General features: G+C 60.5%; 12 protein-coding genes. 2 read left to right on the plus strand and 10 right to left on the minus strand.

All coding sequences use genetic code 11. The features are described from left to right. Nucleotides 1–104: 104 nt before the first annotated feature. Nucleotides 105–539: a response regulator gene (locus DLM45_RS12910; RefSeq protein WP_181337496.1), complete on the plus strand. Its 435-nt coding sequence runs from the start codon at nucleotides 105–107 to the stop codon at nucleotides 537–539. A 40-nt stretch (nucleotides 540–579) separates the two neighbouring features. After that, nucleotides 580–1,947, plus strand: coding sequence for a PleD family two-component system response regulator (locus DLM45_RS12915; RefSeq protein WP_181337497.1), 1,368 nt, complete (start codon nucleotides 580–582; stop codon nucleotides 1,945–1,947). Nucleotides 1,948–2,483: 536 nt separating this feature from the next. Here DLM45_RS12915 and rpmG read toward each other — a convergent pair. The 10 genes from rpmG to ruvX all read right to left on the minus strand — a co-directional run bounded on the left by rpmG (nucleotide 2,484) and on the right by ruvX (nucleotide 14,248). Further along, nucleotides 2,484–2,651, minus strand: a complete 168-nt coding sequence (gene rpmG / locus DLM45_RS12920; RefSeq protein ID WP_013214665.1) for a 50S ribosomal protein L33 — start codon at nucleotides 2,649–2,651, stop codon at nucleotides 2,484–2,486. Between the two features lie 77 nt (nucleotides 2,652–2,728). Continuing rightward, on the minus strand, nucleotides 2,729–3,427 hold the full coding sequence (locus DLM45_RS12925; protein WP_181337498.1) for an NUDIX hydrolase: 699 nt from the start codon (nucleotides 3,425–3,427) through the stop codon (nucleotides 2,729–2,731). A 16-nt stretch (nucleotides 3,428–3,443) separates the two neighbouring features. After that, nucleotides 3,444–3,923, minus strand: coding sequence for a DUF983 domain-containing protein (locus DLM45_RS12930; RefSeq protein WP_425485211.1), 480 nt, complete (start codon nucleotides 3,921–3,923; stop codon nucleotides 3,444–3,446). 58 nt (nucleotides 3,924–3,981) lie between these two features. Further along, nucleotides 3,982–6,261, minus strand: coding sequence for a ribonuclease R (gene rnr, locus DLM45_RS12935; RefSeq protein WP_181338324.1), 2,280 nt, complete (start codon nucleotides 6,259–6,261; stop codon nucleotides 3,982–3,984). Continuing rightward, nucleotides 6,258–9,023, minus strand: a complete 2,766-nt coding sequence (topA, locus tag DLM45_RS12940) for a type I DNA topoisomerase (RefSeq protein WP_181337500.1) — start codon at nucleotides 9,021–9,023, stop codon at nucleotides 6,258–6,260. The genes rnr and topA overlap by 4 nt, the downstream gene beginning before the upstream one ends. Before the next feature lie 391 nt (nucleotides 9,024–9,414). Then, entirely contained in the window at nucleotides 9,415–10,683 is a 1,269-nt protein-coding gene (gene dprA, locus DLM45_RS12945; protein ID WP_343062301.1) for a DNA-processing protein DprA, read from the minus strand. After that, complete coding sequence (plsY, locus tag DLM45_RS12950) at nucleotides 10,670–11,305, minus strand: glycerol-3-phosphate 1-O-acyltransferase PlsY (protein WP_181337502.1); 636 nt, start codon at nucleotides 11,303–11,305, stop codon at nucleotides 10,670–10,672. The genes dprA and plsY overlap by 14 nt, the downstream gene beginning before the upstream one ends. 39 nt (nucleotides 11,306–11,344) lie before the next feature. Continuing rightward, nucleotides 11,345–12,679 carry a dihydroorotase gene (locus DLM45_RS12955; RefSeq protein WP_181337503.1) on the minus strand — a complete coding sequence of 445 codons (1,335 nt, stop codon included), beginning with the start codon at nucleotides 12,677–12,679 and terminating at the stop codon, nucleotides 11,345–11,347. Further along, on the minus strand, nucleotides 12,676–13,650 hold the full coding sequence (locus DLM45_RS12960) for an aspartate carbamoyltransferase catalytic subunit (protein ID WP_181337504.1): 975 nt from the start codon (nucleotides 13,648–13,650) through the stop codon (nucleotides 12,676–12,678). The genes DLM45_RS12955 and DLM45_RS12960 overlap by 4 nt, the downstream gene beginning before the upstream one ends. 97 nt (nucleotides 13,651–13,747) lie before the next feature. Further along, the gene (gene ruvX / locus DLM45_RS12965; protein ID WP_181337505.1) at nucleotides 13,748–14,248 is read right to left on the minus strand and encodes a Holliday junction resolvase RuvX; all 501 of its coding nucleotides are present in this window, start codon (nucleotides 14,246–14,248) and stop codon (nucleotides 13,748–13,750) included. Between the last annotated feature and the right edge of the window lie 175 nt (nucleotides 14,249–14,423).

The following is a 14,423-nucleotide window of genomic DNA, read 5'->3' on the forward strand; positions in this document are numbered from 1 at the left end:
CTCAGGTTGTTAACTGTTGGTTACCGCTTTGAAGAGCAAAGTCAGGCGGAGAGTTTAGCCGAGAATCGGTGCAACTTGGGCCGACAAGGGAGCAGGCGGTTCGCATGACCTATCAGGAGCCCGGGACCAATGTCGAGCGGCGGGGCGCGGACCCGCGGCTGGCGACGCAGTCCGTCCTGATCGTTGAAGACAACGAGCTCAATATGAAGCTCTTCAACGACCTTCTCGCGGCGCACGGCTACCGGACGATCCAGACACGGAGTGGTTTTGAAGCGCTTGAATTGGCGCGCAAGCACAAGCCGGATCTGATCCTCATGGACATTCAGCTTCCTGAGGTCTCAGGCCTCGAGGTTACACGCTGGCTCAAGGATGACGACGAACTCGCGCGCATCCCTGTCGTGGCGGTCACTGCCTTCGCCATGAAGGGTGATGAAGAGCGGATACGATCGGGTGGCTGTGAGGCCTACGTCTCGAAGCCAATCTCTGTGATGGCTTTTTTGGATACGATCCGTAAATTTATCGGGCCTTCGAAAGCCTAGGACCTGCCGCTCTCCGGCATTCATTCAGACCGTAGATTCAATGACAGCCCGCGTACTTGTTGTCGACGACATCCTGGCCAATGTGAAGCTGCTCGAAGCGCGGCTGCAGGCGGAGTATTTCGAAGTTCTCACCGCGAACAGTGGCCAGCAGGCGCTGGACGTTCTGGCACGCGAAAGCGTCGACGTGGTTCTGCTCGACGTTATGATGCCGGGGATGGACGGCTTTGAAGCCTGCCGCCGGATCAAGGCCAATCATCAGACGCATCATATTCCCGTTGTCATGGTGACGGCGCTCGACCAGCCGTCTGACAAGGTTTTGGGTCTTGAAAGCGGTGCCGACGACTTTCTGACCAAACCGGTGGACGACATTGCTCTCGTTACGCGCGTTAAAAACCTCGCGCGTCTCAAGATGCTCAATGATGAGATGATGATGCGGGCATCGACCGGCCGGGAAATGGGAATCCCGGACGATGGCTCGTATGCGCGCGCCGTTTCGCCTCGCGCTGGGCGTGTGCTTCTCGTGGACGATCATCCCAGATCCGCCGCGCGTCTTCTCGAAGTTCTCAAGAAATCAAACGCCGCCGTTGCCGAGTTTGCGGCTCAGCAGGCGCTTGAGCGGCTCGCGGAAGAAGAGTTCGACATCGTCGTCGTCAGTCTTTCGCTGCAGGATTCCGATGGCTTGCGGCTTTGCTCGCAGATCCGCTCGGTGGAGCGGACGCGGCATCTCCCGGTCATCATGCTGGTTGAGCCGGGCGATGAAGCGCGGCTGCTGCGCGGTCTCGACATGGGCGTCAACGACTACTTGATGCGCCCGATCGATCGCCATGAATTGCTGGCGCGCGTCAAAACGCAGATCAAGCGCAAACGGCACTCGGATTTTCTCCGGCGCCGACTTGCGGAAAGCGTCGAGATGTCGGTCACCGATCCTCTCACGGGGCTGCATAACCGGCGATATATGGAAGGGCATCTCAAGACGCTCGTTGGCGAAGCGCTGCGGACGGGCCGAGCCCTTTCGATTCTCGTTGCTGACATCGACTACTTCAAGTTGGTGAATGATAACCACGGCCACGTTGCCGGTGATGCGGTGCTGAAGGAATTCGCTGACCGGCTGAAGCGCAACACACGCGGCGTCGATCTTGCCTGCCGTCTCGGTGGCGAAGAGTTTGTTCTCATCATGCCCGATACGGATTTGAAGCATGCGTATCAGGTGGGAGAGCGCTTGAGGGCGTGCGTGGCAGCCGACGACTTCGAGATCGGCAGTGAGCAGATCCGCATCACGGCGAGCGTCGGCATTGGTGTTTTGGAAAATTCCGAAGATACGCCGGAGACGCTGTTCCAGCGGGCGGACAATGCGCTCTATCTGGCTAAGCGGCGCGGCCGCAATCAGGTCGTCGCCGACGCCGCTTAATTGTGGCTGACCATTTTTCGGCCGCTAAATTCCCGTCTTGTGCCAACGTCTTATCTCGCCGCGAGAGATTTCTGGTCGAGCGAATCGTTGCTGAGTGGACACATGTAAAGCAGTTCTTGCAATCTGCTCCGTATTCTGGCACCAAAGGGGAAGCTTTTGCAGGGTGGCTGGGACAACTTTAGATTTCGATGACGTGCACTGGGATCCTTAGTGCTGCACGTACGTCTATGCACAGATCCCGCCCTATCGGGCCCGCCGCATAGCCTGATAGAGTGGGCGCAGATCGATCCGAGTGACCAACGAGTGGCCTCCTCTGATGGTTGCGTTGGGTCGATCCTGAAGCCGGGTGAGGGACAACGCCCTCTTTGAACCTCATCTGGTCGTGGCCAGGGTCGCGAAGCTGTCTCGGAACGATTTACCCCGCTGCCGAGTTTGCTTTAGGCCCTGGTCACTTTAACTGCCCAGAGCGCACATCGTTCATTTTTTTTCGAATTTTTTCGCGGCTTCGAAAGCACGCGGCGGCCTTAGCCGAGCAATTACTTGATCTTGGTCTCTTTGAACTCGACGTGCTTGCGCGCGACGGGATCGTATTTCTTGAAAACAAGCTTTTCGGTCGACGTGCGCGGGTTCTTCTTCGTCACGTAGAAGAAGCCCGTTCCGGCCGACGACAACAACTTGATCTTCTGAGTTACAGGCTTAGCCATGAATCACGCTTAAGGAAAAAATTGTGCCGCCGTTGGCAGCCGTTGGAGGGCGCACCATAGCCGTGAAGTTTGCTGTGTCAAGGTGGTGGGATCGCTTCGCGGCACGAGATGAGGGTGCGCTGAAAGCCGCATGTGGTGGAATAGTAAAAAGGGATCAGCTCGCTGAGCGAATCCGCCTCGTGGGCTAGGCTATTCGTAATATCCTCCAGCACCATTCGCGTGATGTTCGGAAGATCCAATGCGCGCGCTTCCGCCAACGTGAACCACGCCAGATCCAGCAGCTCGCCATCCGGCGCGGAGTTCAGATCCGCGAGGCTTTGTCTCTGAGCCGTGAAAAACCACGTGTCATAGCGGCGTACACGGCCGGGAGGGGTGATGGCGCGCGCAAGCGGTGTGAGGGCGCTGGGGTCTGGCGCCAATCCGGTTTGGGCGAAGGCTGGCCAAGATGTTTTCTCGGTTTGAGGCGTTAGCTCCGTGCCGATGATTAAACCAGCTTCTTCATACAACTCGCGAACCGCCGCGAAGGCGAAAGGCCGGATCGATGGAAACAGGTCGGCGGGTGCGTAAGGGCCAGGATGAGATTTCGCCAGCTCGTGATCGGCGTCGTCGACTCTGCCGCCGGGGAAGACCCACTTGTTTGGAAGAAAGACCTGATCGGCATGACGTCGGCCGAGCAGCAGCTTGGCGTCCAGATCCTGCCCATCGATGAGGATCACGCAGGCCGCATCGCGGATCGGAGTTGGATCTTCCGTGTCGATGGCCCCAGTCGCATCCATCACGCGCGTCGCTCTGTTAGTAGCGCCCGGGAGGCATGTCAGCGCCCACCGGCGGCAACGGATTCTCGGGCGGGATATCCACATCGACCGCGGGCGTGCCGAAGCCGTGCATGCGTAGCGCCCATTGATAGCCGATGAGCGAACCCTTCACGCGCGGAAGGAGCCAAAGGCTCAACAGGACCAGCGCGGGCAGCCAGATCGAAAGTTGAACCCAGGTGGGCGGCGAGGCGAGCTTCTCAAGTATCAGGATGCCGGCGACGATAACGTGACCGGTGATCGTCATCACAAAGTAGGGCGGCGCGTCATCGGCGCGATGATGGTACATTTCCGCCTGGCAAACCGGACAGGCGTCGTTGACCTTCAGGTATTTGCCGTAAAGGTTTCCCGTTCCGCACGCCGGGCAACGACAACTCCATCCGCGCTTAATCGACTGCCAGGCGTCTCGCGGCGGCAGCGTTTCATCGGCGAATGTTGCTTCATGGAGATTATCAGCCATCATACCGTGATGGGTCGGGACGCGAGCTTGGTCAAGCGTAGCGAGTACTTCTGCGACGTTATCGTCGACGGCCGGATTTGCCGAACGTTTTCCGTTTAGGTCCGCGGGAGCCGCGGACGCCCTTCTTCATGGGGCCGAAATTTCCGCGTGTCGGTGGCGTCAACATTTCAAACCGCAGAGCACCCGCAGACGGAATTGCTTCGAGCAAGCGTACTTCCACCGCATCTCCCAGTCGATATCCCGTTCCGGATCGCGTGCCGACAAGCGCATGGGCAGCTTCGACGTGCTCGTAATATTCGTCTCCGAGGCCGGATATTGGAATGTAGCCGTCGGCGCCGGTATCCTTCAGCCGCACGAACAGGCCGGAGCGCGTCACGCCTGCAATGCGCGCCTCAAACGTTGCGCCGACCCGGTCAGCGAGGTGTGCTGCGATCAGACGGTCGTTCGTCTCTCGCTCGGCGGCCATGGCGCGCCGCTCCAGATCGGAGATGGCCTTTGCGATGCTCGCGAGGCGGGGGACTTCTTCATCCGAGAGTCCATCTGGGCCGAGGTTGAGAGCCTTGATGAGTGCGCGGTGGATCAACAGGTCGGCGTAGCGCCGAATGGGCGAGGTGAAATGCGCATAGCGCATCAGGTTCAATCCGAAGTGGCCGATGTTCGTCGGCGTGTATTCGGCTTGTGACTGCGAACGCAGGATGACTTCGTTGATGAGATCGGGCACCGGCAAATCTTTGGCGGCTGCCAGAACCTTGTTGAACGCTTCCGGTTTCAGCGCGCCGGCGTGCGGCACCTTCATGTCGAGCGTTTCGAGGAAGTCGCGCAGGCCCTTCAGTTTCTCGGCGCTCGGCGCATCGTGAACGCGATAGACGACGGGCAGACGCTTCTGTTCGAGCGTTTCGGCAGCCGCGACGTTCGCCTGAATCATGAACTCTTCGATCAGCCTATGCGCTGTGAGGCGTTCCGGCGTCGTGACGCGCGCGACGCGGCCGTTTTCGTCGAGCAGGATCCGCCGCTCGGGAAGATCGAGATCCAGCGGTCCGCGCTTGTCGCGCGCTTTAGCAACGGCTTCGTACGCGGCCCAGAGCGGCTTCAGTACGCTGTCCATCAAAGGCTGGCATTTGTCTGACGGATTGCCGTCGATCGCTGCCTGCGCTTCCTGGTAGGACAGTTTCGCGGCGGAGCGCATCATCGCGCGCACGAACGTGTGGCTGCGCTTCTCTCCGTTCCGATCGAACACCAGACGCACTGCGAGACATGGACGATCTTCGTTTTCACGAAGCGAACAGAGATCGTTCGAAATTTTTTCCGGCAGCATCGGAACGACGCGGTCTGGGAAATAGACCGAGTTGCCGCGGATTTGGGCTTCCTTGTCTAACTTGGAGCCGGGACGGATGTAGTGCGCAACGTCGGCGATCGCGACGGTGACGATGAAGCCACCCGAATTGCGTGCGTCGCTATCCGCTTCCGCATGCACGGCGTCATCGTGGTCGCGGGCATCTACCGGATCGATCGTGATTAGCGGAACCGTGCGCAGGTCTACGCGCCCATCCATCGTTGGGGATGGTAGCGTTTCGCATTCCGCCAAAACGCTTTCGGGAAAATCTTCAGGGATGCCGTGCGCGTGGACGGCGATGAGCGAGATCTGGCGTTGGTCGTCGGGATTGCCCAGGCTTTCGACGATTTGCGCATTCGAAGATGCGAAGCGACCCCGGCGGGCTAAAGCGAAACGAACGAGGTCACCGTCCGCTGCCTTGTTCGTGTCGTCCGCTAGCACGGTGTAACTTTTCAATTCTTTGCGGTTGATCGGTTCGATGGTGCCGCCGCCCCCACGAGACGCGGCGCGATAGATACCGAGCAGGCGGCGCTTTTCCTTCAGCAGCTTTTTGACGAGGGCACCTTCATAGGTGGCCCCGTCGCCGCGCGGAAGCCGCGTAAGGCGTGCCAGCACCCGATCGCCGATGCCGATATCGTTGCCGTCCATGCTGAGCCGGACAGTGGGCCGCTTGCCTTCGGCTTCGTCCCATTCGACAGGCTTGGCGATGAGGTCGCCGTCGTCGTCACGCCCGGTAACTTCGAGCGCCGCTACCGCCGGCAACCGGCCTTTTTCCTTCAGGTGCTTTTTATCGCCCGCCAGCGTGCCTTCGTCCGCCATCTCAGCGAGTAAACGTTTCAGCGCGATGCGTGCGCCGCCCGAGACGCCAAACGCGCGCGCGATTTCGCGTTTACCCGCTTTGCCCTGAGCGGAATTGAGGAAGTCTAGAATTTGCTTCTTGCTCGGGAGGCCGCGATCGGCGGGAACGCGAGTGGCGGCTTTCGAGCCTCGTGATTTCTGTTTCAGGCTTTGGCCTTTGCGAGCTTCTTGGCTGCCGACGGAGACGCAGTTTTCTTTGCCGCGGTTTTCTTTGCGGCGCGAGGAGCAGCGGCTTTCTTGGCAGCAGGCGCTTTCGCGGTTTTGGGTTCTTTGGCTGCGGCCTTCGGTGCTTTCTCGGCTTTCGGTTTCGCGGTCTTGCGTGCCTTCGTCTTTTTGCCGCCGCCGTTGGCGACGCGTTCGGCGATGAGCGCGACAGCGTCTTCCAGCGTCAGCGATGTCGGATCTTTCGCGCGCGGAACCGTGGCGTTGACCTTGTTGTGCGTGACGTACGGCCCGTAGCGCCCTTCAAGCACCTGCACCGGACCACCTTCCGTCGGATGCGCGCCGAGTTCTTTCAGAACCTTTGGTGCATTGCGCTGGAAGCGGCTCTTGCCGCCGCCCGCGCGTTTTTCCGCGAGCAGCGTGATCGCGCGGTTGAGGCCGATAGTGAATACGTCTTCGACGCTTTCGAGATTGACGTACGTCTTCGCGTCATCGTTCTCGTGCACGATGAAGGGTCCAAACCGGCCGAGACCGGCGGTGATTGTGCCGCCTTCAGGCGGGCTGCCGACGTTGCGCGGTAACGAAAGAAGCTGCAGCGCTTTTTCGAGGTCGATCGTTGCGGCATCGATGCCGCGCGGAATGCTGGAGCGTTTCGGCTTCTCATCTTTTTCGGGTTCGCCCAACTGAAGATAAGGTCCGAAACGGCCGGTGCGAAGCGTGACGGCTGAGCCAGCATCATCGTAGCCGAGAATCTTGCCATCGAGAGCGGCGTCGCCGGAATCGCTTTGCGTCAGCTGGCGCGTGTAGTTGCATTCCGGGTAATTGCCGCAACCGATGAACGCGCCGTATTTGCCGGAAATTTTCAGGCTCAAGCGGCCCTTGTTGCACTTCGGGCAAAGACGCGGATCGCTGCCGTCTCCCTTGTCCGGGAAGACGTGCGGTCCGAGCATCTCGTTCAGAGCGTCGAGCACATCGCCGACGCGGAGATCCTGAATTTCGCCGACGGCCGCGATGAAGTCGCGCCAGAAATCGCGCAGGACGTTTTTATAGTCGAGCTCGTTGTTGGAGATGAGATCGAGCTTTTCTTCGAGGTCGGCCGTGAAGTCGTATTCGACGTAGCGTTTGAAGAAGCTTTCGAGGAACGCGATGACAAGGCGACCCTTGTCCTCGGGGATGAGGCGCTTCTTTTCGATCCGCACGTAGTCGCGATCCACCAGCACGGCCATCGTGGAGGCGTAGGTGGACGGGCGGCCGATACCGAGTTCTTCCATGCGCTTCACGAGCGTCGCTTCGGAGAAGCGGGGCGGGGGCTGCGTGAAGTGCTGATCGGCGTTGACTTCCTTATCCGTCAGCTTGTCGCCCGCGACGAGCGGCGGCAGGCGGCGATTTTCATCGTCGGCATCGGACGTATCGTCTTTGCCTTTTTCGATCGTGCGGACGCGGTCGTCGCGGCCTTCTTCGTAGACGCGCAGGAAGCCGTCAAAGAGAAGTACCGAGCCGTTTGCGCGAAGGCCGTATGATTTGCCATCGCTGCCCTGAACTTCGATTTCGGCTGTGGTTTGCTCGAGGTCGGCAGGTGCCATTTGGCTGGCAACAGCGCGCTTCCAGATGAGATCGTAGAGCGCCGCCTGATCCTTCTGCAGGTGCTTGCGCATCTGATCCGGTGTGCGGCGAGGATCTGTCGGGCGGATCGCTTCGTGCGCTTCCTGGGCGTTCTTCGCCTTGGTTTTGTATTCGCGTGCGAAGGGCGTGTAGTTCTTGCCGTACATGGCAGAAATCGTATCGCGGATCTGGCTGACGGCTTCCGGCACGATTTGCACGCCGTCCGTTCGCATGTACGTGATGAGGCCCGTGGTCTCGCCGCCGATGTCCACGCCTTCGTACAGGCGCTGGGCAATCTGCATCGTCTGCTTGGCGGAGTAGCCAAGCTTGCGCGAAGCGTCCATCTGCAGTGTAGACGTCGTGAACGGCGGATAAGGGTTGCGCTTGGCGGCCTTCTTGTCGATCGACGCGACGCGGAAGTCACGCGACGTGATGGCGGCCTTGATGGCGGTTGCCGACGCTTCGTCCTTGATGTCGAGCTTCTTGAGCGTCGTGCCGTCGATGGCGACGAGGCGCGATTTCACGTCCTCGTTTTTCGCAGTGGAGAGGAGGGCTTCGATCGTCCAATATTCGTCGGTGCGGAACGCCTCGATCTCGGCTTCGCGGTCGCAAACGAGGCGGAGCGCCACCGATTGCACGCGGCCAGCCGAGCGCGAGCCAGGCAGTTTTCTCCAAAGCACCGGCGAGAGCGTGAAGCCGACGAGATAATCGAGCGCGCGGCGGGCCAGATAGGCTTCAACCAGCGGACCGTCTATCGCGCGCGGCTCTTTCAGCGCAGCAAGGATCGACTGTTTGGTGATGGCGTTGAAGGCGACGCGTTCGACCTCGGTGGTCTTTTTCAGCGCCTTCTTCTGGTGCAAAATTTCAAGGATATGCCACGAGATGGCTTCGCCTTCGCGATCAGGGTCGGTCGCGAGGATCAGCTTATCGGCGCCTTTCACTGCATCGGCGATTTCGCGTATGATTTTCTGCGACTTGCCATCCACTTCCCAGTGCATGTTGAAGTCGTGATCCGGCTCGACCGAGCCATTCTTCGCGGGCAGATCGCGCACGTGCCCATACGAGGCAATGACCTTATAGGTCGGGCCTAGATATTTGTTGATCGTCTTGGCCTTAGCGGCAGATTCGACGATAACCACGTTCATTTTGAAATTCGCTCCTGGGCGCGGCAGCTAACAAGCGCCGGGCGGAAAACCGCATACATCTGGGGCTGGGCGGTGGGGCGGGAACATGGTTGATCGCCGCATTGGTGTCAAATGGGGTATGGTTTCTACTTTCGGTTATGTTTTTATATCATCTCAACCAATGGGAGTTGTTCTTTCATCGCCCGGTTCGCCAATAAGATGAGCACACACGGGAAAATTGAAAGACCTTCTGCGGTTCAGACCTCTCAAGCGAGCCTGAGGGCCGTCGCGCGCGGCTATAGCGGTGTCCTGTCAAAGCGGGGCTGACATACAGCCAGAGTAGCGGTGGTCTGCTGGCGTGGTCGCGGGTGGAGGCGATTAGCGATTCGCTCGGGCGACGTCCGGATGACCGCTACAGTTCCTCGTTTGCGGTCCGTAGCGCGATCAGTCCTTGCCCCTGGCGGACGATGCGTCCGGCGAGATCGAGTTCGAGCAAAACGGCCTGGACCCGCTGAGCTGGGAGGCCGACAGCGCGCGCCAGAGCGTCTATCGCGACGGGCGCTGGGCCAAGCGCGGCCAGGACGGCGGTCAGCTCCTCAGGGCCGGTCATTGCGGCACGTGGGGCGGTTGTCGAGGTGGATTTGACGGGTTTGACTGTCGTCTGCTGAGGGAGCGTTGGGCGTGTCGCATGTGGTTCAGCCGAGAGATCCTCTGAATGTCGGGCCGAGGGGGCTGGTTCAGGTTCGGGATGCAGCAGGTCATCGATGTCGATCATCGGCTGAAGCATGTCGACGACTTCCTGGGGATCGGTCACCATCGTTGCGCCCTGCTTGATGAGGCGGTTTGTGCCTTCCCCACGGGGATCAAGTGGATGGCTTGGCAGTGCGAACACCTCGCGGCCCAACTCATTGGCGTAGCGCGCCGTCACCAGCGTGCCGGAACGCATCGCGGCCTCGATTACGACGACGCCGTAAACAAGCCCGGCGATGATCCGGTTACGGCGCGGGAAATCAGCGGCCCGCGCCTGGATGCCCGGCGGTCGCTCTGTGATGAGGCAGCCTTCTTCGCCGATCTGTTGCTGGAGCGCGGCGTGTTCGGGGGGATAGATCCAGTCTATGCCGCCCGCCAGCACCGCTACAGTTCCGCGCTTGAGCGCGGCATCGTGTGCTGCCCGATCAATCCCTCGGGCCAGGCCTGAAACCACGACGAAGCCCGCGTTACTCAATGTGTGGGAAAACCGACGGGCAAGTTCGACGCCTGCGGCTGAGCACTGTCGCGAGCCGACAATCGCAACGGCGGGCCGGCTAAAAATGTCTGTCCGCCCTTTGAGATAAACGAGCGGGGGTGGTGCTTCGATGCTTGCGAGCATGGCCGGATAGTTTGGCTCGATCGTGAAAACCGGCGTTGCTCCGACGCGGCTTGCGGCGTCCAATTCGCGTTCGGCATCCGCTACGGAGCAGAGGCGGATCGTTCGTCCGCTTCCGCCTCTGCGGGACAACTCGGGCAATGCGTTCAATGCCTGTGTCGCGCCGCCGAAGTGATTGATCAACTCGCGAAACGTGACCGGGCCGACGTTTTCCGAACGAATGAGCCGGAGACAGGAAAGCCGCTCCGCGTCAGAGAGTTTTGCGAACGGCAATGGCGCAGGCGTGAAGAGTTCCGGTTGCTCAGGTTTTGGCACCGATCCGCGGCTCCTCTCCCGCCAGCAGGCGCCGGATATTTGCATGGTGCTTCAGAAGAACAATGATGCTCATCACGGCAGCGAGGATCGCAAAATCTTCCAGTCCAAGCGTCCAGACGACGAAGGGCGTTGCGACGATCGCGGCAACAGCCGCTGCAGAAGAAATGCGCGAGACGACGGCCACGGCGATCCAGATCAAGGCAAACACGATTGCGGATTGCCAAGCGACACCGAACAGGACGCCGAGATAGGTCGCGACGCCTTTGCCTCCTTTGAAGCCAAGCCAAATGGGAAATATGTGGCCGAGAAGCGCGCCGAGGCCCGCGATCATTGCGGCGTTCGTTCCGAAGAAATGGTCCGCCAACAGAACGGCTGCGGTGCCCTTCAGGCCATCCAGTATGAGCGTCGCTGCGGCGAGACCTTTGCGGCCTGTGCGCAGTACGTTCGTGGCGCCGATATTCCCTGAGCCGATTTGACGAACGTCACCCAGGCCGGACGCCCGCGTGAGCAGCAGACCGAAGGGAATCGAGCCCAACAGATAGCCAAGGACGAATGCCGCGAAGAGCAAATGCACCGGTTCGGCGAGCGGCAGCGCAAGCAGTAGCGGGGATGAAAGATCCATGCGTTGCAGTTGTCCGTGGTTCGCTGGGCCGGTGCGCGATCAGGTGCGCTCTACGCCAGCGTATTCATAGACCGTTTCGCCGGCAACCATCGTTCTTAGAACCCGACCCTGCATTTTGGCTTCGTCGAACGGCGTGTTCTTAGAGCGCGACCGCAGCAGATCCTTGTTGACGACCCAGGGCTCGCCCGGATCGAAAAGCACGAGATCGGCAACGGCGCCCTTTGAGATGCGGCCACTATGAAGTCCGAGAAGGCGCGCGGGATTGATCGTCAGCGCCTTCAGCATGGCTGCCAGCGTTATGTCGCCGGAATGGACGAGGCGTAGGGCGGCTGACAGCAGCGTTTCCAATCCGTTTGCGCCATCGGCCGCTTCGGAGAAGGGCCGTCGTTTCGTATCCGCGTCCTGAGGATCATGACTTGAAACAACGATGTCGATGTCGCCATTGGCGAGGCCCTTCACCATTGCAACGCGATCTTCTTCGCGGCGCAACGGCGGGCGCACTTTGAGGAAGGTGCGATAGGGGCCAATGTCGTTCTCGTTGAGCGTCAGATGATTGATCGAGACGCCGCAAGTGACCGGCAGTTTTCGGGCCTTCGCATTGCGCACGACGTCAACGCTTTCGGCGCAGCTGATCGTTGCCGCGTGGTAGCGGCCGCCCGTCATTTCGACGAGGCGGACGTCTCGTTCCAGCATGATGGTTTCGGCGAGCTTCGATGTGCCGGGGAGGCCAAGGCGAGACGCGACTTCGCCAGAGTTCATCGCGCCGCTGCCGGATAAATACGTGTCTTCCGTGTGGTGGACGACGAGCGCGTTGAAATCCTTGGCGTAGTTCAGCGCGTTTCGCATGACGCGGGTGTTGGCGACGCTGCCCTTGCCGTTCGAGAATGCGATGGCGCCTGCGCGTTTCAAGAGGCCGATTTCGGTCATCTCTTCGCCCTTCAGTCCCTTCGTCAGGGCCGCCATGGTGTGGACATGGACGAGAGCGTTGTCGCGGGCGCGACGCTGGATGAAATCGACGAGAGCAACCTGATCGATCACCGGATTGGTGTCCGGCATCACGACGATGGTTGTGATGCCGCCCGCTGCCGCTGCGTGGCTGGCGGTCTTGAGCGTTTCGCGGTGCTCGTATCCCGGTTCTCCGGTGAACACCTGCGCGTCAATCAAACCCGGCGCGAGGACATGGCCCTTGCAATCGATGACGGTTGCGCCGTCGGGTGCGTTGCGGCGCAGGTGGCTGCCGACATCCGCGATCAGGCCATCCTTGACGAGAAGCCCGCCAGGTTCGTCGCGGCGCGAGGCCGGATCGATGACGCGCGCATTGATGAAAACGGTCGCTTTGCCGACGTTCTTTGGTTTTTCGATCGCCTTGCTCATGGCGCTTGCTCCTCGAAACTTGCGAGATGCGCCGAGAGTGCTTCAAGGACGGCCATGCGAACCGCAACGCCCATTTCGACCTGCTCGCGTATGACGCTGCGCGAATGATCGGCGACGGTTGACGCGATCTCGACGCCGCGGTTCATCGGGCCGGGGTGCATGACGAGAGCATCAGGCTTGGCTCGAGCGAGCTTTTCATGGTCGAGGCCGAAGAAGTGGAAAAATTCGCGGCTGGACGGCACGTAGGAGGCGTCCATTCGCTCGCGCTGCAGGCGCAGCATCATGACGACGTCCGCGCCTTCGAGGCCTTTCCACATATCGGTGAAGACTTCGCAGCCGAGACGTTCGGGCGACGATGGCAGCAGCGTTGATGGGGCGATCAGGCGGACACGCGCTCCAAGTGCGTTCAAGACGTTGATATTGGAGCGGGCCACGCGCGAATGAAGAATGTCACCGCAGATCGCGACGGTAAGGCCTGCAACACGACCCTTGGCGCGGCGAATCGTCAGCGCGTCCAGCAGAGCTTGCGTTGGATGTTGATGCGCGCCATCGCCGGCGTTGATGACGGAGCAGTCGACCTTCTGCGACAGGAGTTCGACGGCGCCCGCCGCATGGTGGCGGACGACAATGATATCGGGGCGCATCGCATTGAGCGTCACCGCGGTATCGATCAGCGTTTCGCCCTTGGTGACGGACGACGTCGCGACGTTCATGTTCATCACGTCGGCGCTCAGATGCTTGCCAGCCATCTCGAAAGAGGCCTGGGTGCGCGTCGACGATTCAAAGAAGAGATTGATGAGGGTGCGGCCCGCGAGGACATCGCGCTTGCGCCCGCCACGCCGAATGTGATCGGCGGCCTTATCGGCAAGGCCCAGAAGAAAATTGATTTCTTCCGCCGATAGCCCTTCGCAAGTCAGCAAATGGCGTCGCGGAAAATTCTTCAGCGTGTTCGCGTTCGATTTCGAGGTCATTAAAGGTGTCTCTATAGGGAGAGTCCGGCAGTGCCGCAAGTCTGGTGCCGCCGTCTATCGAAATGCCCTTAACGGAGAGATACTTGGCAGCTACATTTCATCCTGCGCGGCCAAGGCGATCGACGGCACTTTGCAGAATTATTGTGGCGGCGAGCTTGTCGATGACTTCGCCGCGGCGTTTGCGGCTCTGATCCGCGGCGATCAGCATGCGCTCGGCCTCGGCCGTCGTCAGCCGTTCGTCCCAAAGCAGGATCGGTAGCGGAGAGAGCTTGTTGAGGTTGCGCGCCAAGGCCCGGGTTGCCTGGGCGCGGGGGCCTTCGGTGCCGTCTAGGTTGCGCGGCAGGCCTAGCACGAGGCCGGTTACGGCGTGTTCGGCGGCAAGACCCAGCAGACGGGTGGCATCAGCGGTAAATTTGGTGCGACGGATCGTTTCCATCGGGGAAGCGATGGTGCGATTCACGTCTGACAGCGCCAGGCCCAGCGTTTTGGTGCCCGCGTCGATGCCGATCAAGCGACCGCGCCCGGCGCCTGCGGCGAGGAATGCCGCCGGATCTTCGGTGGTCGGGCCGGGGGCATTGGGTTGGGCTGTCTCAGTCATCGGTTCCAGCCGGGCAGGCGGCAAAAGCGGGGTGTGGGTAACGCATGGCCTCCGACTAGCAGCAATTCTCGGGTTTTCACACGATAAAGCAGCCCTGTCCGCCGGTGATCTCCATAGCGGCTTCGCGGCCGGTTGCATCAAGACGGTCGGGACGGGTAAGAGTGCTCCGCAAAGC

It is taken from the genome of Hyphomicrobium methylovorum, from assembly GCF_013626205.1.
Lineage (GTDB): Bacteria > Pseudomonadota > Alphaproteobacteria > Rhizobiales > Hyphomicrobiaceae > Hyphomicrobium_B > Hyphomicrobium_B methylovorum.

What these genes read in the sequence shown, in the direction of transcription:
- DLM45_RS12910 (WP_181337496.1), top strand. Translation starts at nt 105, where the DNA reads ATGACCTATCAGGAGCCCGGGACCAATGTCGAGCGGCGGGGCGCGGAC.
- DLM45_RS12915 (WP_181337497.1), top strand. Translation starts at nt 580, where the DNA reads ATGACAGCCCGCGTACTTGTTGTCGACGACATCCTGGCCAATGTGAAG.
- rpmG (WP_013214665.1), bottom strand. Translation starts at nt 2,651, where the DNA reads ATGGCTAAGCCTGTAACTCAGAAGATCAAGTTGTTGTCGTCGGCCGGA.
- DLM45_RS12925 (WP_181337498.1), bottom strand. Translation starts at nt 3,427, where the DNA reads ATGGATGCGACTGGGGCCATCGACACGGAAGATCCAACTCCGATCCGC.
- DLM45_RS12930 (WP_425485211.1), bottom strand. Translation starts at nt 3,923, where the DNA reads ATGGCTGATAATCTCCATGAAGCAACATTCGCCGATGAAACGCTGCCG.
- topA (WP_181337500.1), bottom strand. Translation starts at nt 9,023, where the DNA reads ATGAACGTGGTTATCGTCGAATCTGCCGCTAAGGCCAAGACGATCAAC.
- plsY (WP_181337502.1), bottom strand. Translation starts at nt 11,305, where the DNA reads ATGGATCTTTCATCCCCGCTACTGCTTGCGCTGCCGCTCGCCGAACCG.
- DLM45_RS12955 (WP_181337503.1), bottom strand. Translation starts at nt 12,679, where the DNA reads ATGAGCAAGGCGATCGAAAAACCAAAGAACGTCGGCAAAGCGACCGTT.
- DLM45_RS12960 (WP_181337504.1), bottom strand. Translation starts at nt 13,650, where the DNA reads ATGACCTCGAAATCGAACGCGAACACGCTGAAGAATTTTCCGCGACGC.
- ruvX (WP_181337505.1), bottom strand. Translation starts at nt 14,248, where the DNA reads ATGACTGAGACAGCCCAACCCAATGCCCCCGGCCCGACCACCGAAGAT.